The organism is Streptomyces sp. NPDC020875, from assembly GCF_040641415.1.
Lineage (GTDB): Bacteria > Actinomycetota > Actinomycetes > Streptomycetales > Streptomycetaceae > Streptomyces.
On sequence record NZ_JBFADP010000003.1, the window covers coordinates 179036 to 200195 of the forward strand.

Genomic DNA, 21160 nt, shown 5'->3' on the forward strand with positions numbered 1-21160 from the left:
GGGAGGTACGGGTCAGATCACCGGTTCCCCGGAGGCGAATCTGGCTCCGGCTTCCACGTCGTCGTCGTGGACGGGTACGTCCTGGACACCGAGGCGGCGCAGAAGGTCCGGCAGCCGGATCACATAGGCACGACCGCGGCGGTGGAGCGGACAGGGGAAGGTCCCGTTCTTGATCCGTCGGTGGGCGGTCGACAGGCTCATCTCCAGGGCCTCGGCGGCGATGCGGAGGCCGACCTGATCGGGCAGGCCGAAGAGCTCCGAGAAGGGGATGTACTCGGCTCGGCGTAGTGTCATCGTCGATCGTCTTCCGGCCGGGGTGGTCCTGCCACGCCGAACAGGCCGATCTGATGGTCGGGTCGGGACGGCGGCAGAGGCCGTGCCCGCCGTGTTCTCCGGACGGCGCGAACTCGGGGCATCAGACCCAGGTGGTGGGCGAGGGCGCCCAGCCGCTCACCGTTGGCCCGTCGTACCAGGGCCTGGGACGGGGCTGAGATCTCGACGATCCCGGCATGTCGGCAGGGTGTCTCGGGATCGTCGAGGGATCGGTTGCCGCGGATGTCCTCGGGATGATCGGCGAGCCGCTCCCGCGGATCTCGGCGGGGCGTTCTCCAGCCGGTCGTGGACGCGGCCCGCAGCAGATGCTCCGCCGTGTCCGCGGGGTGATCGGGCGTCGGGCCGCGGAGGGCCTCCAAGAGGCCCAGGAGCATGGTCGAGCACACATCGGCGTGCTCGGCGCGGATCCGGCGGGCGATCTTGCGAGAGGTCGCCGCCAGCCGGGGAGCGAGCAGCCAGACGGCCAGAAGCGTCCACCGCTGTTCGTGCGGCGCGGTCGGTTCCGTGCGAGCCCGGCCCACGACGTGCCCCCAGAGCGCCGCCCCGCCAGTGGTGGAAGGGTCGGTTGCAGTACGGCGCAGCCGGTCGAGGTCCAGGCCGCATGCGTCGGCCGGTCCGGGGCAGGAGCCCTGGTGGTAGCACCATCGGGCATCCGCGTATCGCGTTGTCATCAGGTCGTTCAGCCGGGCGAAGACCGTCGGGAACGGTGTGGCGCTCATTCGGGACGCTCGTCATCGGGTGCGTCCGGTTCCGCCCCCGGGGACGGGGTCCACAGAGGCGGTAGATCGTTGCCGCCCCAGTGATCGGCCGGTCGGGCCGTACCGTTCGGGGCGTAGCCGTTCGAATGCGCTGTCGGTGAGTGTGGAGGGCCGGCTTCGGCGGGCCCGTCCGGGGAAGGGGCGGGCGGCGGCGGTGAGAATCGATCGGCCAGCAGGTCACGGCGGAGAGCCGCCGCCGTGCCAGGGCTGCCTGACGCCTCCGCCATCCGGGCCAGGCGATCGATGAAGGCTTGACGATCCGCGGAATCCTCGGCGAACCCCATTTCGTCGATGAGCGCCGAGACATACGCGCTCGGACCGGTGCCGCCGCCTGGTCCGGAACCTCCGGCAGGGCTCGAAGGGCCGAAGCCGCCGTCCGGACCGGGGCCGTGGCCGTGGGGTGGTTCCTCCGTGCCGGGGTCGATAGGCGGTTCGGGCGGAAGGAACAGATGGTGGAAGGCTTCCGGCAGTTCGCGATCGTTGGCGGCCGCCGACAGGCAGCTGAGCGGGGCGATCATTTCCACGGCCCGTTCGATGTCGTCCTCATGGCGTGCCAGCCACCACACCAGAGCGCTGCCCGGCGTCCGCAGTACGTCGTCGCCGAGATAGGAACGGCGGTCGAGTTCGTGCTGTCGGCGGCTTTCCCAGACGTCCCTCGACTTGTGCGAGTCGTCGATCTCGTCCAGTCGTTGCTGATCGGGTGCCCGCAGAGTCACTCGTACTCCGCTGGCGAAGGAGGTGACCAGGCCCGAACCGTCGGTCACCGGGGTGCCCAGTACCCCGTCCAGCCAGTGCCCCAGGAATTGACCACGACGAGGATGCTCAGCGGCGATGGCGTCCTGGGCTCGCTGGAGGACGGAGCTGACCGCCAGGCCCGCCGGATTGTTGTGTGCCGTGGGGGAGTGATCGGGTGTGGTCCGCCAGGAGACGGTAGCCGAGAAGAGGAAGGGGTAGCCGGGCATGGCACTCGGCAGAGGCACGTCTGTCAGAAAGCTATGGGCGTAGGGCGGCTCGGACAGCTCTTCGAATGAGGCCGGGCCCGCCTCGCCGTCATCGGACGAGCGGGGGGTGTCGGGCAGACTCATGGTCGACAGGAACACACCGGCCACGAGGGTCGGCAGCAGGAACCAGATCCAACCCGGCCATGCCAGAGCCGTACCGATACCGAGGATCAGTGCCAAGACCAGCAGGCCGAGGCATAGACGGGTCATACTGCGGGGGCTCATGGACCCTCCTGGGAGTTTCGGGTGTCCGGGTCGGTGTCCGGCGCTTCGACGCCCTGCAGCACATCGATCCGTTTGCAGAACCGTTCGGCGACGCGCAGTCGGACGGCATGGTCGGCCAAGAGGTCGTACGGAGCGTCGGCAGGCGGGCGGTCCGCCCAGTCGCGAGCCGTCACATAGAGGCGGTTGAGCAGGGCGGGGTCGTAGACGGCGGCGAGTACGAGGGCGTTGATGCCACGGTCGTTCCCGGAGTGTTCCGCCGTATAGGAGAGCCAGCGGCGTACCAGTGGTGTCCAGGCCGCCGCCGATGCCGTGATCATGACGGCCCGCCAGGCCAGGGTGAACTCTTCCCAGGGCGGGGGGAAACGGGTGATTCCCGGTTCGAGCAGGTTGAGCAGGAGGCTCACCACGGCGTCCGGCCGGGGCTCGTACCGCAGAAGGCGGTTGATCAGCCTGGCCAGTTGTCGCCTGTTGCCCCTGGCCAGTTCCGCCGCCGCCGATCTGGCGGCATCTCCGGCCGCTCCGTTGTGCCGGAGCGCCAGGTGCCGCAGTCTGACCAGGGCTTGGTCGGGATGGGTCACCGCCACTACCTGATGGCAGACATCGACCAGTGTCCGGACGAGGTTCGGCGGCAGTCCGGAGGATGTGGCCCAGGTGTAGATACGGGCCCGAACCCCCGCCCCGTATTGGTCATGGCTGAGGCCCAGCTCCAGAACGGCGGCAGCCTCGGCCCGCAGTCCGCTCCCGGACCGGGTCCATCGCTCCACGAGCTCGTACAGGTCTTCGGGACGCCCGGCCTCAAGGGCCTGCTCCGTGAAGTGGACCGCGAGTTGCCTCCGGTCCTCTCGGCCGAGTTGGCGCAGCTCCACGCATTGGCCCACCCAATCGCGGAATTTATCCCGCAGGTCGGGATAGTTGCGCCAGAAGTGGCTTCGTACAGCTCCGTCATAGTCGAGCTGTGCGAAGCCCACCCTGCCGTCGTCCGCACGGACGATCTCCAGTTCGGCCAGTTGCTCGCCGAGATCGTCCTGCGCGAGCCGCGGGGTCTCGTCCGTCTCATAGCCCAGAAGGTCGATCAGGTGCTGGGCGCCGGTCAATACTGTCTCCGCCCGGCCGCCGCTGATCATGGCGGTGGTGAGCAGCAGGGCTCGGGACATGACGTCGCGATGGTCGCGCAACTGCTGGGAGACCTGTTTCGACCAGTTCGTCACGGCGCCCAGAGCCGCGGTGAGCCACTGGGTGAAATGTGTGCCGTATTGCCCGCTCGCTCGGGCCTGTGCTACGAAATCGGCCAGCCTGGCCAGTTCCCGCATGGGTGCGGTGGCGAACATACGGACTAGTGGGTCGATATCGAGATGTTCCGGTTCGAACTCGATCCCGCTCACGCGCAGATACCGGATGAAGACCGTCCTGCCGGAGGGGCGCTCCAGGGGCACCACCGCGGGCGCCAGCCCGGTATCCAGCATCCATTCCAGCCCGGCGGGGAGTACGGCCACCATCCGGGCGCCGCACTCCTCGATCTTGCCGCGGTAGCGCATCAGTGTTTGTTGGGCACCGGGGTACTCGGAGTCCACCACATGGGACAGGTCGAGGAGGTACCGGTGCTCGGCCGAGAATTCCGAGGCGCCTTCTTCCCAGCTGGAAGGCAACTCTTCGATCCGGCTGGCCTCCGTCGACGTTCCGTCCAGCAGCATGGTCGCGGCGGCTCGGCGCCCGCTGCCGGGCGGTCCGTCGATGAGGGCGATACTGCCGGAGTCCCGCAACCGTTCGGCGGCCGTTCCGTAGAACCGGGGGTGGACGAAGCGGCGGGCCAGTCGGCGCCGGTGTTCCCGCACGATGCTCAGGCGGGGAACACCGTTCCGTACCAGCCGGTCATTGACGATGTACCAGTTTCCGACGTACTGGTTACCGCTGCCCGTATGGGTCGAGCCCCGGGGGCGGTTGACGTTGGTCGTCCCCTCGGGCCCGGTCACCGCTCCTCGTCCTGCGGGTCCTGAGGCGGCTCGCCGTGAACGACGCGGTGGTGAACGCTGCCGCTGTTGTCGCCCGCGATGTAGTTGATGCCCTGGCCGTCGCCGATGAATCGGGGGGCGAACTGCTGTTCCTGCGCCTGGTAGAGGTCTCCGCTGCCGGTGTGCACCGGGCCTCGCGGGTCGCTGACGTAGGTGCCGGAGAAGCCGCCGTGGACATCGCCGATGCCGCCGTGCCGCTGGTGGTGGGCCGTCCCGGGCCGACTCAGGTCTGCCACGGGGTCCCCGGTGCGGGCCGTCTCGCTCGTACGGGCCGGGGGCCGTACAGGGCCGTTCCGTTCGGCCGCCTCGGCCAGCTCGGGCACCAAAGCCGTCAGCTTGGCCGTGAGCCGGTCGATCCCGGAGTCGTCGTCGCGGTGATCGAAGCGGAGGTACTGGCAGTCCGCCAGACCACTGATGTCCTCCGGCAGATCCTCATGACGCAGCCGGGCGGCCTTGTCGACCAGGAGAGGGATGACGATGGCCGCGCTCTCGAATGCCTCCCGGATCTCCCGCCGGGTCCAGTCGTCGGGATTCGCGAGGGCGGGGCGTCCGTCGGAGGCGGTGACATCGAGCCAGCGCCGTCCGATCACGGCGATCAGTACGCGGCTCCGTCGAACCGCGGTGATCAGCGCCTGAGGGAAGTGGCTGCCGACTTCGATCGACTTACTGGCGCGGAAGACGTTGTCGCCGCCGAAGCGGCGGGACAACTCCCGCGCGACAAGGGTCGCAGTGGCTTCCTCGTCGCCCGTTCGATAGTTCACGAAGACCAAAGGCATGCGGACATGTCCTCTCACGGAATGTGGTGTGGGTGAGAGCCGTGCCCCGGCATCGGCGCAGGGCAGGGCTGTGACCGGCACGGGTCTGTGGACCCATACCAGTGGTGGGGGAAGAAGGTCAGCCGGAGGCGCCGGCGACAGCCCGGGCGAGGACGGGCTGGAGGTCGCGGACTGCCCGTTGGGCACGGCAGCGTGACAACTCGCGATCGAGCCTGCGGACGTCGGCTCGGATGGTGGCGGACGGAGTCGTGTTCAGCTGGGGCAGCAGTTCACCCGCGAGCTCGCAGGAGTACTCGATCTCACCCGCGGCCGCGTGGGCCAGAGCCCGGCGGATGCCGTATCGGGTTCGGGTCCGGACCGCATGGCCGGGAATCCGCTCGCACTCCCGGTCGAGTTCGGCCGCCGCTTCCCGGGGCCGTCCGAGGTCGTAGAGGCACCAGCCGTTGACCATGGCGGCCGGATCGGGCAGATGGCTGGGACCCAGAACAGGGGTATCGGCGCGGGGCTCGTCCTGCTGGAAGAGGGATCGCGCGCGGTCGAGCGCTTGCATGCAGAGCTTCTCGTCCCCGGCCAGGGCGTGGCCCTGTGCCTCGCGTTGCGCTGCGAGTGCCCTGACACGAGGGGGTGCGGTGCTTCGTCCCGCCTGACGGGCCAGTGCGACGGTGTGCGCCGCCGCCCCGTTGTAGAAAGTGATCAACGCTTGCCGGACCAGTGCGTAGTCGGCGAGCTGGCGGTCGTCCCCCGCCTGGGCGAGGCCCACCGCCTCGGCGGTCCACTTCAGCGCTGTCGCGTCGTCTCCCGCCTCCTGCGCCTGCCATCCCGCGAACTCGGCGAAGCGTGCGGCGAGCAGAAACAAGGGCGCCCGGGTCGGGCCTGCGGCACGGACCGCGAGAGTGGTGATCGTGGATACCTGGGTGCGCAACAGGGGAACGAGTGTCGTGGGGGAGGCGGTCTGGCCGAGGCGCCGCATCTCGTGGAGTTGCTGCGTGAACAGGTGGAGCAGCTGCGGGTCGCCGTCGGTCGCGACGGACGAGGTCTCCGGACCGACGACACAGCTGCTGATCAGAGTGCCCATACCGGCCGCGAGCATGTCCCGGCGGGCCATATCGGACGGTGTGGTTTCACTCGGCTCGGCGCGAGGCTCGGCCAGTCGCGACAGACGCCCTTTCGCCGAGAAGTACGCGTCGCACCGCCGGGCCAGGGACAGCGGCGGGCGTTTGGCCCCTCTCTCGATCTTACTCAGGTGGCCTTTGCTGTAGTTCATTTCCCGGGCGAGCTGCTCCAGAGTCACTCCGGCCTGCGTGCGCAGGCGGCGCAACTCGGATCCGAACAGTAACGGCCCTTCCATTTCTCCCCCTATTCCTGGTGGCAGTCATTGGGATCTGGCGCGGCGGGCTGCTTCCGCGATGCGAGTCTGGCACGGCGGATACCGTCGTTGCCGCAGTGCCGACAGGTTTCCTGTTTCCTCTTCTTCGCGTCCGCACACTTCTTGATCGCCACCTGGTGTGGATGTGGCAGATGAGGCGTTCAGAGGTAATGACCCATGCAGTTTCGGACAGGGGTTCGGCATGGGCGTTCGTGGGGTGACGTGCGCGGGTAGAAGTGCGGGAGGGGGTTTCGGGCGGCTGGAAAGTGGTGGGTCGGCGGGGGTGAGTCGGTTGCCTCGGGTACCCTCTGCGCTTTCGTGCTTGTGTTCGTTGTGGAGCTTTTGGTCTTTCTGGTCGTGACCGTGTGCGCCCGGAGGTGCGTATGACGTGGCGATGCACGGGGCTCGGCTGGCCGTCCGAGGCGCGGATAGCGGTGTTGCGGTGGGAGGGCGGGCGGATCAGTCCGCTGACCGCGGGGAAGCGGCTGGGGTTCCGGGCCGAGGGGGAGCGGGTGTGTACGGGGGCGCGGGGGAATCCGTGTCCCGGGCGGGTGGTCGTGGGCGGGCGGGTGACGCGGGCCCTGTGCGGTGAGTGCGGGCGGCTGGACCGGGTGGGGTCGGTGGCCGCCGACGGGGTGCCCGACGATCCGCGGGTGTACCGGGTGTATCTGGCGTGGTTCGGGCCCGGATCGGTGAAGGTCGGGATCACCGCCGAGGAGCGGGGGCGGGCCCGGCTGCTGGAGCAGGGGGCCGTGGTGTTCAGCTGGCTCGGGCGCGGGCCGTTGATGGCGGCGCGGCGGACCGAGGAGGTGCTGCGGAGCGCGCTGGGGGTGCCGGACCGGGTTTCGTACGCGGAGAAGCGGGCCGTACGGGCGGTGCTGCCGGGGGAAGCGGTGGAGCGCGCGGCCGAGGTCGCGGAGTGGTACGGGCGGGCCCGGTCGGTCGCGGGCTGGGGCGAGACCCTGGAGCCGTTGCCGTACGAGGCAGTCGATCACGCGGCGGCGTTCGGTCTCGAGCGGCTGGTTCCGGGGGCGCCCGTGGTCCGGGAGCTGGTCGACGGCGGGACCGTCGCGGGAACCCTGGTCGCCGTCGCCGGGCCCGATCTTCATCTGCGGGTCGCCGAGGAGCGGCAGATCGTACTCGACACCCGGCTGCTGGCCGGCTGGCCGCTGGTCGGGGCGGATCCGGCGGCCGGGGTGTCCGTACCCCTCGCCGGGGCCGGGGCCCGGAGCGTCCAGGACGGGCTGTTCTGAAGGGGTGGAAGCGCAGGAGTGGGGTTTTCTCAGGGAATTCCCATCCTGCGGCAAGGTCCTTCTGAGCGGGGCCGCTTAGCGTCCGGTGCATGACGCCGATATCGCAGCAGATCCTCGCCCGCGGTACCCGGACCGTGCGGCGGCTCACCGTCGGGGACCTGGTTCTCGACGAGGACACCCGGGAGGTGTGGCGCGCGGGTGATCCGATCCGGCTGACGGCGACCGAGTTCGCCCTGCTGCGGTATCTGATGCGCAATCCCCGCCGGGTGCTGAGCAAGGCACAGATCCTCGACCGGGTCTGGTCCTACGACTTCGGCGGTCAGGCCAACATCGTCGAGCTGTACGTCTCGTACCTCCGGAAGAAGATCGACGCCGGGCGCCCTCCGATGATCCACACCCGGCGGGGGTCCGGGTATCTGATCCGGCCCGGGGAGTGATCGGGTCGTAGGGGGAGCAGGGGCGTACGGGCGGGGGATTTTCCGCGTCTTGCGGGATCAAGCGGGGTGATTCGACAGCGCGCTCGAAAAAACAGTTATACGGCGTACAAGAGCCCTTGTACGGTGTACGGGAACCACTCCCCCACACCGCACCAGGAGCTGCCCCATGGCTGTGTCCGCTACCTCGTCCGGGCCCGACGCCCCGCTGATCCAGCCCGGAGGCCACCCCCAGCGCTGGCTGATCCTCGGCGTGATCTCGCTCGCCCAGCTCGTCGTCCTGATCGACAACACCGTGCTCAGCGTGGCCATCCCCTCCCTCACCCGGGAGCTGGACGCCTCCACCTCCGACATCCAGTGGATGATCAACGCCTACTCCCTGGTCCAGTCCGGACTGCTGCTGACCGCGGGCAACGCCGCCGACCGCTACGGCCGCCGGAAGCTGCTGCTCGCCGGGCTCTTCCTGTTCGGCGTCGGCTCCCTCGCCGCCGGGCTCTCCCAGACCTCGGGTCAGCTGATCGCCGCCCGGGCCGGGATGGGTGTCGGCGGGGCGCTGCTGCTCACCACGACCCTCGCGGTGATCGTGCAGATCTTCGACGACAGTGAGCGGATCAAGGCGATCGGCATCTGGTCGACCGTCAGTTCCCTCGGGTTCGCGGGCGGTCCGCTGCTCGGCGGCTTCATGCTGGACCACTTCTGGTGGGGCGCGATCTTCCTGATCAATCTGCCGGTGGTGGCGCTGGGGCTGATCGCCGTCGCCGCCCTCGTACCGGAGTCCAAGAATCCGCAGGGCGAACGGCCCGACCTGATGGGCGCCGTACTCTCCACTATCGGTATGACCGCCGTCGTCTACGCGATCATCTCCGGGCCCGACCACGGCTGGACCTCCGCCGAGGTACTGATCGCCGCGGCCGTCGGCGTCGGCGTCCTGGCCGCCTTCGTCCGGTGGGAGCTGAGCATTCCGTACCCGATGCTCGATATGCACTTCTTCCGCAACCGGAAGTTCGTCGGCGCGGTCGCGGGCGCCATCCTCGTCGCCTTCGGGATGACCGGATCCCTGTTCCTGCTCACCCAGCACCTCCAGTTCGTTCTCGGCTACGACCCCCTGGACGCCGGTCTGCGGACCGCCCCGCTGGCGCTCGCGGTGATCGCCATCAACCTCACCGGCGGCGGCGCGCTGCTGGTGAAGAAGATCGGCACCCCCGCGGCCATCGCCATCGGCATGACCCTGGTCTCGGCCGGGCTCGCCTCGATCGCCCTGCTCAGCGACGGCGGTTACGGCGGCACCCTGTTCGGTCTGGTCGTCATGGGCGCCGGTGTCGCGCTCTCGATGCCCGCGATGGCCAATGCCATCATGAGCGCCATTCCGCCGGAGAAGGCCGGGGTCGGCGCCGGGATCAACGGCACCCTCGCCGAGTTCGGCAACGGCCTCGGGGTCGCCGTGCTCGGCGCGGTCCTCAACGCCAGGTTCGCGGCGCTCGTCCCCGCGGCCATCGGCGCGGCGTCCCTGCCCGCCGCCCTCGCGGCGGCCGGAAACGACGCCGAACGCGCGGCCGTCGCCGACGCCTTCGCCACAGGTCTGGAGACCAGTCAGCTGGTCGGGGCCGTCGCCGTCCTGGTGGGCGGTCTGCTGGCGGCCGGTCTGCTGTGGCGCGCCGAGCGCCACGACCGCGTCCCGGCCGAGCGGTAGGGCGGGCAGCGGAGGTGCGGAACGTGCGGATCGGGGAGAGTCGACGGCCGGGCGGCGCGCCTCCGCGGCAGCGCTACCACCTGTGCCGCATACCATCGACGGCGGTGACAGCGGCGGACGAGGAGCAGGGTGGTCTGATGGCGAGCGCGGCCGACGGAGGCAGAAGGTCCGACCGCACGGGCCGGTCCGGCAAGGCGACGGGCGGCGGAGCCGGGCGGCCGGTCGGCGGCCGGAAGCCGAAGGCCGCCGACCATACCCATACGGGTTCCGGTTCCGGTTCCGCCGCCGGAACCGGGCAGGCGGAGGCCGCCCCCGGGGACGGCGCGCCGGAAGCCACCCTGCGCGCCAGTGTGTGGCAGAACGGCGGCCGGGCCGACCGGGCCCGCCCCCGCCGCTCCGCCCAGCCCGCCGCCCTCGACCGGGCCAGGATCGTGGCCGCGGCGGTACGGCTGCTCGACGCCGAGGGCGCCGCCAAGTTCTCCATGCGCCGGCTCGCCGCCGAACTGGACGTCACGGCGATGTCCGTCTACTGGTACGTCGACAACAAGGAAGACCTGCTCGAATACGCCCTCGACGCGGTCTACGGCGAGCTTCCCCTGCCGGATGTCTCGGACCCGGCCCGCTGGCGCGAGCAACTGCGCGCGCTGGCGGCGGCGTACCGCACCCTGCTGGTGCGCCACCCGTGGACCTCCGCCCTCGTCGGCCAGTTCCTCAATATCGGGCCGAACTCCGTCTCCTTCGTCCTCGCCGCCCAGCAGGCGGTACGGAACGCCGGGCTGCCGCTCGAAGGACAGATCGCCGGTATGGCCGCCGTCTTCCAGTTCGTCTACGGCTTCGGCACCATCGAGGGCCAGTTCATCGCCCGCTGCACCGCCGCCGGGATCTCCGAGGACGTCTTCCTGAGCCAGGCGATGAGCACCGTCAACGAGATGCCCGAACTGGGCGAGTACATCTCGTCCTCCAACGAGATGCTGGAAGCACGCGGCGGCGACACGGTCCAGGAGATGCGGGACCGCGATTTCGACTTCGCCCTCGAACTGATGCTCGCGGGGATGGAGCGGATGGCGGAGCGCCCGGAGCCCGAGGCGGGGCGCCGGGAGTCCGCCGCGGACGAGCCTATGCCGCCGACGCCGGATACGTAGATACAGACGCAGACGCAGACGCAGGCGGTACGGCTCCGGAGCCGTACCGCCGCTTCGGCCTCAGCTCCGGCCGGCCGCCTCCACCCGCCGGGCTGCCGCGTCCGCGTCCTTGCCCGGGTCGGGGTTCGTATCGCCGTCCGCGTCGGTCACGACCGTATGGGTCTTCAGCGGCACCTCCTTGATGAAGACCGTCACCACCAGCGCCAGCAGGGCGAACGGCGCCGAGTAGAGGAAGACATCGGCGACCCCGTGGCCGTACGCGCTCTCCATCACCGTCCGCACCGGACCCGGCAGCAGATCGAGGTCCGGGATCCCGCCGCCCGCCGCGGCCTGCCCGGCCGCCGCGCCCTCGGGGCCCAGCGCCGTCAGACCGTCCTCGACATAGCCCGTGACCCGGGTGCCGAGGAGCGCGCCGAGCGCCGAGACGCCGATCGCGCCGCCGAGGGAGCGGAAGAAGGTGACGACCGACGACGCCGCGCCCAGCTCCGAGGCGTCGACCTGGTTCTGGGTGCAGAGCACCAGGTTCTGCATGGTCATCCCGATGCCCAGACCGAGGACCGCCATATAGACGGCGGTGTGCCAGTACGCGGTGTCGTACCGGATCGTGCCCAGCAGTCCCAGCCCCGCCGTGGTCAGTACCCCACCGATGACCAGCCATGACTTCCACCGGCCGGTCCGGGTGATCAGCCGGCCGGAGACCGTGGAGGAGAGGAAGATCCCGGCGATCATCGGGATCGTCATCACCCCGGACATCGTCGGCGAGAGCCCCCGGGCCAGCTGGAAGTACTGGCTGAAGAAGACCGTGCCCGCGAACATCGCGACGCCGACGAAGAGCGACGCGACCGAGGCGAGGGCGATGGTCCGGTTGCGGAACAGGTGCAGCGGGATGATCGGCTCGCCCGCCCGGGACTCCACCCACAGGAAGGCGGCGGCGAGCAGCGCCGTACCGCCGAGCATGGCGTACGTCTGCCACGACGCCCAGCCGAACGAGTCACCGGCGAAGGTCACCCAGATCAGCAGCAGCGATACGGCGGCGCTGATCAGCGTGGCCCCGAGCCAGTCGACCTTGACGTCCCGGCGCTTCACCACGGGCAGCCGCAGGGTCCGCCGCAGCACCACCAGGGCGAGCAGGGCGAACGGTACGCCGGCGTAGAAGCACCAGCGCCAGCCGAGCCAGGAGGTATCCGTGATCACTCCGCCGAGCAGCGGGCCGCCGACCGTCGCGATCGCGAAGGTGGCCCCGAGATAGCCGCTGTAGCGGCCCCGCTCCCGGGGAGCGATCATCGCGGCCATGATGATCTGCGCCAGGGCGCTCAGACCGCCGACGCCGATGCCCTGGACCACGCGGCAGGCGATCAGCGCGCCGGTACTGGTCGCGAGTCCGGCCGCGACCGAGCCCGCGATCCAGATCAGCAGGGCTATCTGGACCAGCATCCTCTTGCTGACCAGATCGGCCAGCTTGCCCCAGAGGGGTGTGGTCGCGGTCATCGACAGCAGGGCGGCGGTGACCATCCAGGTATAGGCGCTCTGGCCGCCGCCGAGATCCGTGACGATCTGCGGCAGGGCGTTGGAGATGATCGTGGACGACAGGATCGCGACGAACATGCCGATCAGCAGTCCGGAGAGCGCCTCCATGATCTGCCGATGGGTCATCGGGGCGCCGTCGTCCCCCGTCGCGGCGCTGTGGGTGGTCGCTGTCATGGCCGTCCTCGTCCGTCCCTTCGGGTGGAGTGGTGGGTGAGTGAGTGAGTGGGGTGGGGTTTTCGGGTGGGGGGCGGCGCGCCGGTGCCGGGGTCAGCGCGCGGGGGCCGGTGTCGATGCCGGTGCCGGGGGTGCCGGGGCGTCCGCCGGGCGGCAGTCGCCGGTGAAGGACTCCCGGAGCCGTTCGAGCATCGCGATCAGTTCGCCGATCTCCGGATCCGACCAGTCCGCCAGCCGTCCGGCCAGCAGTTCGGCGCTCCGCCGATGGAGTTCGCCGAGCTTGGCCCGGCCCTCGGGGGTGAGCCGGAGCAGCCGGGAGCGGCGGTCGCCGCCCGGGTCGGTCGCCCGCTCCACCCAGCCGCGGTCCACGGTGTGGGCGACATGTCTGCTGGTCACCGACATATCGATGGCGAGCAGCTCGCAGAGCCTGCTCATCCGCATCTCACCGTGCCGGTGCAGCAGGGAGAGGGTGGCGGCGGGGCCGGACGGGCAGTCGGCGGGGAGCGCGCGCAGCAGACCGCGCCGCAGGGCGCCGATCGAGTTCAGCTGGCGGGCCAGTTCCGCGTACCGGGTCTGAGCGGCCATGGCCCGGGTTCCTCCCCTGATGCGTGCGATGGAGACACAAGAAACGCAAGAAACGCAAGAAGCGCAAGAAATACGACAGTGGTTGTTGCTTAGAGCAACCATAGGATGAGTGGTTGCTCAAGGCAAATTAAATGACTTCGCAGTCGGCCTTGCGGGAGTAAAGAATTCACCAAGGGGGGGCCGGTCGGGTGGGGCCGGGGGCTTGGGCGGCCACAGCCGGTTCGCTAGGGTCGGGGCCCATGGCAGACAACCCCCAAGCTCCGCACGGCCAGGGCCCCGAGGGTGCGTACGACCCGGCGGGCAGTACCCAGATGTTCCGCGCGTTCGTGGACGAGGGGGCGCCGGAGGGGCGGCGGCGGAGCGCGCCTCCCGAGCGTTCCGGCTCCCGGATCGGACTCGTCGCCGGGGTCGTGGTGGCGCTCGCCGTACTCGGCGGGGCGCTCTGGCTCGCCCTGGGCTGAGCCCGCGCCTCTCTTCCCGGCGTACGTCGTATCGGCAGGCGCGGTCCTGGCGGCGGCATACCGGGCACACCTGCACGCCCGGCGGGGTCGGCTCCGGCCGGTGCCGGTGCCGGTGCCGATACGGATGCGCTGCGGCCATGGCCGCCGATGCCCCGGACCCCGGGTACGGACACCGGGTGCGAACCGTTCCGTACCGCCCCGGTGTGATCGGGGCCGGGAACGTTCGACGTCCTGAGGGCGCTCCGTGCCGCCGTGGCGCGACGGGCCGGAAGCGGAACGGCCGGTCGCGGGCGCGGGCGGGCGTCGGCAGCCGGTCGACGGGCCGTCAGCGGGCCGTCGACCGCGATCCGGACGGATACGGCGGACGGTCTGCGGGCGACCAGTCGATCAGGCGCTCGGGCGATCGGTGAGGGTCGGTGGCGGTCGGTGAGTGTCGGTGGGCCGGGCGCCGGCGGGCGCTCGGCCGAACGGTCACAAGGGTGCGGTCGCACGGTCGTACGATCGCCTGACGCGCGGCGCGCGGCGCACGGTCGGCGCCGACCGGTCAATCCCGCCCGGTCGGGGTCAGTCGGCGGTCAGTCCCTGACGGAGCTGGGCCAGCGTCCGCGTCAGCAGCCGGGAGACGTGCATCTGCGAGATGCCGACCTCCTCGCCGATCTGCGACTGCGTCATATTGGCGAAGAACCGCAGCATGATGATCTGCCGCTCACGGGGCGGCAGTTTGGCCAGCAGCGGCTTCAGCGACTCGCGGTACTCCACGCCCTCCAGCGCCGTGTCCTCGTAACCGAGGCGGTCCGCCAGGGAGCCCTCGCCGCCGTCGTCCTCCGGGGAGGGCGAGTCCAGCGACGACGCCGTGTACGCGTTGCCGACCGCGAGGCCGTCCACGACCTCTTCCTCCGACACCCCGAGGACCGCGGCCAGTTCGGGCACGGTCGGGGAGCGGTCGAGGCGCTGCGCCAGCTCGTCGCTCGCCTTGGTCAGCGCCAGCCGCAGTTCCTGGAGGCGGCGCGGCACGCGGACCGACCACGAGGTGTCACGGAAGAAGCGCTTGATCTCGCCGACGACCGTGGGCATGGCGAACGTCGGGAACTCCACGCCACGTTCGCAATCGAAACGATCGATCGCCTTGATCAGCCCGATGGTGCCGACCTGGACGATGTCCTCCATCGGCTCGTTACGGCTGCGGAAGCGGGCCGCCGCGTACCGGACGAGGGGCAGGTTCAGCTCGATCAGGGTGTCACGCACATAGGTGCGCTCCGGGCTGTCGCCGGTGCCCTGGTTGTCGAGGGCGCGCAGCCGCAGGAAGAGGGAGCGGGACAGCGTACGAGTGTCGAGGGCGTCCGAACCCGGTGAACCGGCCGGGGCTTCGGAGCCACGGGACGCGGTGGCGGCGGAGTCGGCGGAGTCCGTGCCGACGGCCTGATCGGCCGTCACGGCGGCGGGACCGGCGGCCGGCTCGGCGCCCGATCCGGTCACCGGCTCCGGCACGGGCCTTGTGAGCCCCGCCAGTTCCGGCATCGCCGTCAGCTCCGGCAGCCCGGTCAGCGCTTCCGACCCGGAGCCGGACGCGGACACGGACACGGACGCGGGCGTGCGCGTGAGCACCTTCGAGCTGCCCTGTTCTGCGGACATGCCACCCCCTAGAGGTCGCGGTCGGTCGCGGTGGCCGCGACCAACGGAGGAACGCAGCCTGCCCCTGAGATACCGGCGGGAAGGCTGCGGCAAACGCGTCACCCGCAGAATGTCACATGTCGGCAACGCGCTGAAGTGACAAGTCGACATGAAGGAAACGAATCAACGCAGGAAGCGGGGGGTGCGCCGATGGCGACCCGTACGGATGCCTCCGTACGGTCTCTACCCGTTCCGGCTAGCTCTCGATCCTGTTTGCGGATCGCAATCGGGCGAAGCTGCGGGCGAGGAGTCTTGACACATGCATCTGAGACACCCCCAGCTCCTGGCTGATCTGCGACTGCGTCAGATTGCTGTAGTAGCGGAGCATCAGGATCCGCTGCTCGCGTTCGGGCAGCTGTACGAGCAGATGCCGGACGAGGTCGCGGTGTTCCACCCCGGCCAGCGCCGGGTCCTCGTAGCCGAGCCGGTCGAGCAGACCGGGCAGGCCGTCGCCCTCCTGGGCGGCCTCCAAAGAGGTCGCGTGGTAGGAGCGCCCGGCCTCGATGCAGGCGAGCACCTCGTCCTCGCCGATCTTCAGCCGCTCGGCGATCTCGGCGGTGGTGGGGGTCCGGCCGTGAGCGGTGGTCAGATCCTCGGTCGCGCCGTTGACCTGCACCCACAGCTCGTGCAGCCGCCGGGGGACGTGCACGGTGCGCACATTGTCCCGGAAGTATCGTTTGATCTCACCGACGACCGTGGGCATGGCGAAGGTCGGGAACTGCACGCCCCGGTCGGGGTCGAACCGGTCGATCGCGTTGATCAGCCCGATGGTGCCGACCTGGACGACGTCCTCCATCGGCTCGTTACGGCTCCGGAAGCGGGCCGCCGCGTACCGGACCAGCGGCAGATTCGCCTCGATCAGGGCGCCGCGGACCCGGGCGTGCTCGGGGGTGCCCGGGACGAGGACCTTCAGCTCGCCGAAGAGGACCTGGGTCAGGGCGCGGGTATCGGCGCCCCGGCCGCCGCCCTGGGGGCGGGCCGCGGGTTCGGCGCCGGGGGTGCCGGGCGCGTCCGGCGAGCCGGTGGTGGCGGTGGTGCCAGTGGTGCTGGTGGTGCCGGTTGTGCCGGGGTCCGTCCCGGAGCCGGGTGGTTCGCCGGGCTCCCCGGCGGCCCGGGTGCCTGCGGGGGCGGAACCCGCGTCGGGTACGCCCCCAGGGACGGTGTCGGGCACCGCCCCGGGACCGGGTACCGTCCCCGGCCCGGCCGTCGTCCCGGGGCCGGGCGCGACTCCCGGTCCGGGCACGGCGGCGGGCTGACCGGGAGCGGGCTGACCCGGGGCGGGCGGCCCGGGGGCGCCGCCCGGCGGGGCGGTGGCCGGACCCGGCCCGGGGGCCGGGTCCGCGGTCTGGGGCGGCGCCTGACGAGGCGCGGTACTGGCCGGCACGATGACGCCACCCCTTCGCGGTCAACTACGGTCAACTCATCCGTCAAAAGCGGTCATAGCATCACAAGACATGTCCACTGTGTGCAAGCACCTGATAAAGCCGTGTTGAAGGCAAGTTGGGCTTCAAACCTGGAAAAGCCCCTTGCCTCAGAGGCAAGGGGCGTCTTCGTAGGGGTGAGTCGTGGCGTTCGGCTCAGATCTCGTAATCGGCGATCACCCAGGTGGCGAACTCCCGCCACTGGGCCGCCGCGGCCTGGTGCGCCGGGTGCTCCAGATACCGCTGGAGCGCATCACGGTCGGCCACGGCGCAGTTGATGGCGTAGTCGTAGGCGATGGGGCGGTCGGAGAAGTTCCAGGCGCACTCCCACTGCGCGATCTCCGGCACCTGCCCGTCGAGCGCCTCGAACGCCGCCGCGCCCGCGGCGACCCTCGGCTCGTCCCGTACGACGCCGTCGTTCAGCTTGAACAGCACCAGGTGGCGGATCACGGGACTCCTCGATCGGGTCGAACGACACGGACGGACGGCCGCACCGCCCCCGGCCCCGCCCCGGCTCCCCGGGGCGCCGGACTCAGCCGACGAGCCCTGACATGAAGTCGCCGACGGACTGGGCGGCGTCCGATATGGCCTCGAAGCCTATCTGGACCAGGTCCGCCGCCTTCTCGGGGTCCGTGATGATCGTGTACAGCACGAAAACGATGACGAGATAGAACGCGATCTTCTGCACGTTTGCCATCAGCTCCGCCTTCCCGTCCGCTCCCGTACGCGCCCCGGCGGCGCGGTCGCGGAAGTCTAACCGAGCCTTTATGGACCAAGGACCTGTCAAAGCGGGCCCTTTGCCGACCGGATCGGACCGGAAGGAGGAGCAGGATGGTCGGCAGTGCCCGTACGGATCTGGCAGGAATCCGCCGGGCACGCGACCGGCCCGTGCCAGGGGCCGCGCGGTCCGCAGCTTCCCCCGATCGCGGCCCGCGCCCCCGACCAGCGCACGCCGGTCGCCGCCGGGGGGAGCGGCTCTCCCCCGATGCCGCTTCCCCCGACCTCTTCTACTCTTCCCCGACCGGTCCCGGCGGCTCGCCCCCGGGTGTCACTGCCAGAAGATCTCCTCCACGACGATCTGCGGGTCCTCCACGCGTCCCACGAAGGTGAACCGCAGCCAGCCCCGGCCGTGGTCGAAGTAGAGAACATGAGGTCCGCGGGGCCGGGTCGAGCGGGCGGGTTCCAGGTAGTAGCCGCCCGGCAATTCGTCTTCGGGGCGGTAGGGGTGTCTGGCGGTGATCAGTTCGGCCATACCGCCCGTGATGGCCTTCCGTACGTCGTCGGGCAGCCCGTCACGGTAGGTCCGGGCGGCCTCGACCCAGTCCGCCTGCCAGGGCGGCCCCATAAAACCGTCGGTCACCGGCCGGGCTCCGTCTGACGGGCCGCACGGCGGAGATGTCCGGCCTCTTCCAGGAGGGCCTTGGCCCGGACGGCGTCCGTCGCGTCCCCGGCCTCGTCCTCCAGCCGGTGCACCCGTTCCTCCAGCAGGGGATCGCGGGCGATCGCGTACTCACCCCACCAGCGGGCCATGAACGCGGGCACGGGCGCGAGGTCGTACGCGTCGGCGATGTCCCGCTTCCAGTGGGCGTCGAAGTCCGTGAGGAGATGAGGAGCATGCCGCGCGATGGCTTCGCGCAGTGCCTTCGGGGATCTCTCGGGCATGGGCGGAACGGCGGGTCCGCCCGGAACGGGAGTGGTCATACGTGCCCTCCTCGGTCTGACATCGACGGCCGGCCTCTCGCGTCCCGGCGGCCGCCCCGCCCCGTCGAACCGTCCGCGAGCGGGATGACGCAAACACCCCCTGAATGTGTTTCCACAGGTCAGGGGGTGTAGAAGCGGTAGCGGTGGGATTTGAACCCACGGTGACGGGTTACGCCACACTCGCTTTCGAGGCGAGCTCCTTCGGCCGCTCGGACACGCTACCGAGGGAGAGCTTAGTACACGGTGGGGCCTTCGCCGAAATCGGTATCCGGGGACGTCCGGACCGGTGGCGGTGGTGGGGTCAGCGGGTGCGGAAGAAGGCGGTCAGGGGGGCCGCGCACGCCTCCTCCAGGACGCCCGTGATCACTTCGGGGCGGTGGTTGAGACGGCGGTCGCGTACGACGTCCCAGAGGGAGCCGGCCGCGCCCGCCTTCTCGTCGCGGGCGCCGTAGACCACCCGGTCGAGCCGGGACTGGGTGATGGCGCCCGCGCACATCGTGCACGGCTCCAGGGTGACCAGCAGCGTGCAGCCGGTCAGCCGCCAGCCGGGGCGGGACTCGGCGGCCCGGCGGATCGCCAGGATCTCGGCGTGGGCCGTCGGGTCGCCGGTCAGTTCCCGTTCGTTGTGCGCGGTGGCCAGGACGCGGCCGTCGCCGTCGAGGACGAGGGCGCCGACGGGGACGTCGCCCGCGAGCGCCGCGCGTTCCGCCTCGGCGACGGCGAGCCGCATCGGCGCTTCCCAGGGGGCTCGTACCGGATCCCCTACGGGCTCCGCCGGCCGTGCTGCCGAACTCACTAGCGGACGGCCTCCAGGACCTCGCCCGCGCCGAGGGCCTCGGCGATCTCGCCGAGCGCGTCATCGGTGAGGGTCAGCAGTTCGGGCTCCCCGATGCCGAGGTCCGCGAGGATTCCGGCGTCGCCGACCGGGCCGGCGGGCGCGCCCTCGGAGCCGTTGCCGTCGCCGTCGGCGCTCTCGGACTCCGGCTCGCCGTCCTCGGTGCCGTCGAGGTCGAGTGCGTCGAGATCCTCGGCCGGGTCGTCCTCGTCCCCGCCGAGCACCTCCTTGGTCAGGATCTCCCCGTACGAGGAGCGCGCGGCCAGGGCCGCGTTCGAGACGAAGACCCTGGGGTCCTCCTCGCCCTCCACCCGCAGCAGGCCGAACCAGGCGCCCTCCTGCTCGATGAAGACGATCACCGTCTCGTCGTCGGACGCGGCTTCCCGGGCCAGATCGGCCAGATCGGCCAGGGTCTCCACATCGTCGAGCTCTGTGTCGCTCGCTTCCCACCCGTCATGAGTGCGCGCGAGCAGTGCGGCGAAGTACACCGTGACTCTCCCACTGATCAGAGGTGTGACGACCGGCGGCGCGGCATAGGTGCCCCGCCCCATCGGAATCGTGGCAGAAACCCGGGCTCCGCGAGAGGTCTTCCGTCGTTGCGTCGGCCACCAGTTCTTTTTCCGCCCGGCATCGGAGTTACCCGGTCGGGGGCCGTTCCCGGCCCGCCCGGCGGCTTCCCGATCACCAGCGGAAGGTACGCATCCGCATCTGCTGGCGCATCCGCGCGGCCCGCGCGCGGCGCGGCTGGACCCGGTCCCGCAGGGCCTTCGCCTCGTGCAGCTCCCGCAGAAAGGCGGCCCGGCGGCGCCTGCGGGTCTCCTCCTGCTCGGCGTCCTCGGCCCCGGAAGTGCCGTCGGTGCCGTCGGTGCTGTCGGAGGGGGTCTCCGTCCGGTCGGGGGTCTCCCCGCAGTCCACCACCGGCTCGTCCCCTTCCTTTGGTTTCCCCGCTTCCCCGGCCTTCTCTGTGTCGCGCTTCTCACACGGGGTCGCGCGTCCTTCGCGACCGGGTTCCGGCACGGTTCCTCACCCGCCCAACGGCTCCGCCGATTGCCTCGTATGCCTCCACCTTCCCCCGCCCACCTCGGTTGATGCGAGCCGGATCGGGACGCCGGGCTACTGTGGAGGACATGCGGATCCACGTTGTCGACCACCCCCTGGTGGCGCACAAGCTCACGACGCTGCGCGACAGGCGCACCGACTCCCCCACCTTCCGGCGGCTCGCCGACGAGCTGGTCACCCTGCTCGCCTACGAGGCGACCCGGGACGTGCGCACCGAGCAGGTCGACATCGACACCCCGGTGACCGCCACGACCGGGGTGAAGCTGTCGCACCCCCGGCCCCTCGTGGTGCCGATCCTGCGGGCCGGGCTCGGAATGCTCGACGGCATGGTGCGGCTGCTGCCCACCGCCGAGGTCGGCTTCCTCGGGATGATCCGCAACGAGGAGACGCTGGAGGCGTCGACCTACGCCACCCGGATGCCGGAGGACCTGTCCGGCCGCCAGGTGTACGTACTCGACCCGATGCTGGCCACCGGCGGCACGCTGGTCGCCGCGATCCGGGAGCTGATCCGGCGGGGCGCGGACGACGTCACGGCCGTGGTGCTGCTGGCGGCGCCGGAGGGCGTCGAGGTGATGGAGCGCGAGCTGGAGGGCGCGCCGGTGACGGTCGTCACCGCGGCGGTCGACCAGCGGCTGAACGAGCAGGGCTACATCGTGCCGGGGCTCGGTGACGCGGGCGACCGGATGTACGGCTCCGCGGAGTAGCCGGCCGCCGTACCCGGGGCGGCGGCCCGCCGCCC

22 protein-coding genes, 1 tRNA gene and 1 pseudogene are annotated in these 21160 nt (G+C 70.7%); 6 read left to right on the forward strand and 18 right to left on the reverse strand.

Annotation, left to right across the window (positions count from 1 at the left end):
* Positions 1-12: 12 nt before the first annotated feature.
* The 6 genes from AB0G74_RS03130 to AB0G74_RS03155 form a co-directional block, all read right to left on the reverse strand.
* A complete protein-coding gene (locus tag AB0G74_RS03130; RefSeq protein WP_361139894.1) occupies positions 13-294 on the reverse strand; it encodes a hypothetical protein in 282 nt (93 codons plus the stop codon).
* The gene (locus tag AB0G74_RS03135; RefSeq protein WP_361139896.1) at positions 291-1052 is read right to left on the reverse strand and encodes a hypothetical protein; all 762 of its coding nucleotides are present in this window, start codon (positions 1050-1052) and stop codon (positions 291-293) included. Before AB0G74_RS03135 ends, AB0G74_RS03130 begins: the two co-directional genes overlap by 4 nt.
* Positions 1049-2317: a hypothetical protein gene (locus tag AB0G74_RS03140; RefSeq protein WP_361139898.1), complete on the reverse strand. Its 1269-nt coding sequence runs from the start codon at positions 2315-2317 to the stop codon at positions 1049-1051. The genes AB0G74_RS03135 and AB0G74_RS03140 overlap by 4 nt, the downstream gene beginning before the upstream one ends.
* Positions 2314-4287, reverse strand: a complete 1974-nt coding sequence (locus tag AB0G74_RS03145; protein WP_361139901.1) for a hypothetical protein — start codon at positions 4285-4287, stop codon at positions 2314-2316. Before AB0G74_RS03145 ends, AB0G74_RS03140 begins: the two co-directional genes overlap by 4 nt.
* Entirely contained in the window at positions 4284-5102 is an 819-nt protein-coding gene (locus tag AB0G74_RS03150) for a toll/interleukin-1 receptor domain-containing protein (protein ID WP_361139904.1), read from the reverse strand. Before AB0G74_RS03150 ends, AB0G74_RS03145 begins: the two co-directional genes overlap by 4 nt.
* Positions 5103-5220: 118 nt before the next feature.
* On the reverse strand, positions 5221-6450 hold the full coding sequence (locus AB0G74_RS03155; protein ID WP_361139907.1) for a helix-turn-helix transcriptional regulator: 1230 nt from the start codon (positions 6448-6450) through the stop codon (positions 5221-5223).
* A gap of 401 nt (positions 6451-6851) precedes the next feature.
* Between AB0G74_RS03155 and AB0G74_RS03160 the strand changes: the two genes are divergently transcribed.
* The 4 genes and pseudogenes from AB0G74_RS03160 (at position 6852) to AB0G74_RS03175 (ending at position 10987) form a co-directional block, all read left to right on the forward strand.
* Positions 6852-7721, forward strand: coding sequence for a DUF2797 domain-containing protein (locus AB0G74_RS03160; RefSeq protein ID WP_361139910.1), 870 nt, complete (start codon positions 6852-6854; stop codon positions 7719-7721).
* Between the two features lie 143 nt (positions 7722-7864).
* Positions 7865-8158 (forward strand): annotated as a pseudogene (locus tag AB0G74_RS03165) (winged helix-turn-helix domain-containing protein); the annotation flags it as partial.
* 166 nt (positions 8159-8324) lie between these two features.
* Positions 8325-9845, forward strand: coding sequence for a DHA2 family efflux MFS transporter permease subunit (locus tag AB0G74_RS03170; protein ID WP_361139913.1), 1521 nt, complete (start codon positions 8325-8327; stop codon positions 9843-9845).
* 137 nt (positions 9846-9982) lie between these two features.
* Positions 9983-10987, forward strand: coding sequence for a TetR/AcrR family transcriptional regulator (locus AB0G74_RS03175; protein ID WP_361139995.1), 1005 nt, complete (start codon positions 9983-9985; stop codon positions 10985-10987).
* 60 nt (positions 10988-11047) lie between these two features.
* Here AB0G74_RS03175 and AB0G74_RS03180 read toward each other — a convergent pair whose 3' ends face one another.
* Together AB0G74_RS03180 and AB0G74_RS03185 are read right to left on the reverse strand one after the other, a co-directional pair.
* Positions 11048-12688 carry an MDR family MFS transporter gene (locus tag AB0G74_RS03180; protein ID WP_361139916.1) on the reverse strand — a complete coding sequence of 547 codons (1641 nt, stop codon included), beginning with the start codon at positions 12686-12688 and terminating at the stop codon, positions 11048-11050.
* Positions 12689-12781: 93 nt separating this feature from the next.
* The gene (locus tag AB0G74_RS03185) at positions 12782-13273 is read right to left on the reverse strand and encodes a MarR family transcriptional regulator (protein WP_361139919.1); all 492 of its coding nucleotides are present in this window, start codon (positions 13271-13273) and stop codon (positions 12782-12784) included.
* Positions 13274-13512: 239 nt separating this feature from the next.
* On the opposite strand from AB0G74_RS03185, the gene AB0G74_RS03190 reads away from it, so the two are divergent.
* A complete protein-coding gene (locus tag AB0G74_RS03190) occupies positions 13513-13734 on the forward strand; it encodes a hypothetical protein (RefSeq protein ID WP_361139922.1) in 222 nt (73 codons plus the stop codon).
* A gap of 564 nt (positions 13735-14298) precedes the next feature.
* Here AB0G74_RS03190 and AB0G74_RS03195 read toward each other — a convergent pair.
* The 10 genes from AB0G74_RS03195 to AB0G74_RS03240 all read right to left on the reverse strand — a co-directional run bounded on the left by AB0G74_RS03195 (position 14299) and on the right by AB0G74_RS03240 (position 20280).
* Positions 14299-15366 carry an RNA polymerase sigma factor SigF gene (locus AB0G74_RS03195; protein ID WP_361139925.1) on the reverse strand — a complete coding sequence of 356 codons (1068 nt, stop codon included), beginning with the start codon at positions 15364-15366 and terminating at the stop codon, positions 14299-14301.
* 235 nt (positions 15367-15601) lie between these two features.
* Positions 15602-16576, reverse strand: a complete 975-nt coding sequence (locus AB0G74_RS03200) for an RNA polymerase sigma factor SigF (protein ID WP_361139928.1) — start codon at positions 16574-16576, stop codon at positions 15602-15604.
* A 406-nt stretch (positions 16577-16982) separates the two neighbouring features.
* Positions 16983-17276: a Dabb family protein gene (locus tag AB0G74_RS03205; RefSeq protein ID WP_361139931.1), complete on the reverse strand. Its 294-nt coding sequence runs from the start codon at positions 17274-17276 to the stop codon at positions 16983-16985.
* 82 nt (positions 17277-17358) lie between these two features.
* Entirely contained in the window at positions 17359-17523 is a 165-nt protein-coding gene (locus tag AB0G74_RS03210; protein WP_358826617.1) for a hypothetical protein, read from the reverse strand.
* A gap of 351 nt (positions 17524-17874) precedes the next feature.
* A complete protein-coding gene (locus AB0G74_RS03215; RefSeq protein WP_361139934.1) occupies positions 17875-18186 on the reverse strand; it encodes a hypothetical protein in 312 nt (103 codons plus the stop codon).
* A complete protein-coding gene (locus tag AB0G74_RS03220) occupies positions 18183-18527 on the reverse strand; it encodes a hypothetical protein (protein WP_361139937.1) in 345 nt (114 codons plus the stop codon). The genes AB0G74_RS03215 and AB0G74_RS03220 overlap by 4 nt, the downstream gene beginning before the upstream one ends.
* Positions 18528-18662: 135 nt before the next feature.
* Positions 18663-18750, reverse strand: a tRNA-Ser gene (locus tag AB0G74_RS03225).
* 78 nt (positions 18751-18828) lie between these two features.
* Positions 18829-19257, reverse strand: coding sequence for a tRNA adenosine(34) deaminase TadA (tadA, locus tag AB0G74_RS03230; RefSeq protein WP_361139939.1), 429 nt, complete (start codon positions 19255-19257; stop codon positions 18829-18831).
* 65 nt (positions 19258-19322) lie between these two features.
* Entirely contained in the window at positions 19323-19850 is a 528-nt protein-coding gene (locus tag AB0G74_RS03235; protein ID WP_361139941.1) for a hypothetical protein, read from the reverse strand.
* A 193-nt stretch (positions 19851-20043) separates the two neighbouring features.
* A complete protein-coding gene (locus AB0G74_RS03240) occupies positions 20044-20280 on the reverse strand; it encodes a hypothetical protein (RefSeq protein WP_361139944.1) in 237 nt (78 codons plus the stop codon).
* Between the two features lie 209 nt (positions 20281-20489).
* Between AB0G74_RS03240 and upp the strand changes: the two genes are divergently transcribed.
* The gene (gene upp / locus AB0G74_RS03245) at positions 20490-21125 is read left to right on the forward strand and encodes a uracil phosphoribosyltransferase (protein ID WP_361139947.1); all 636 of its coding nucleotides are present in this window, start codon (positions 20490-20492) and stop codon (positions 21123-21125) included.
* Positions 21126-21160: the final 35 nt, after the last annotated feature.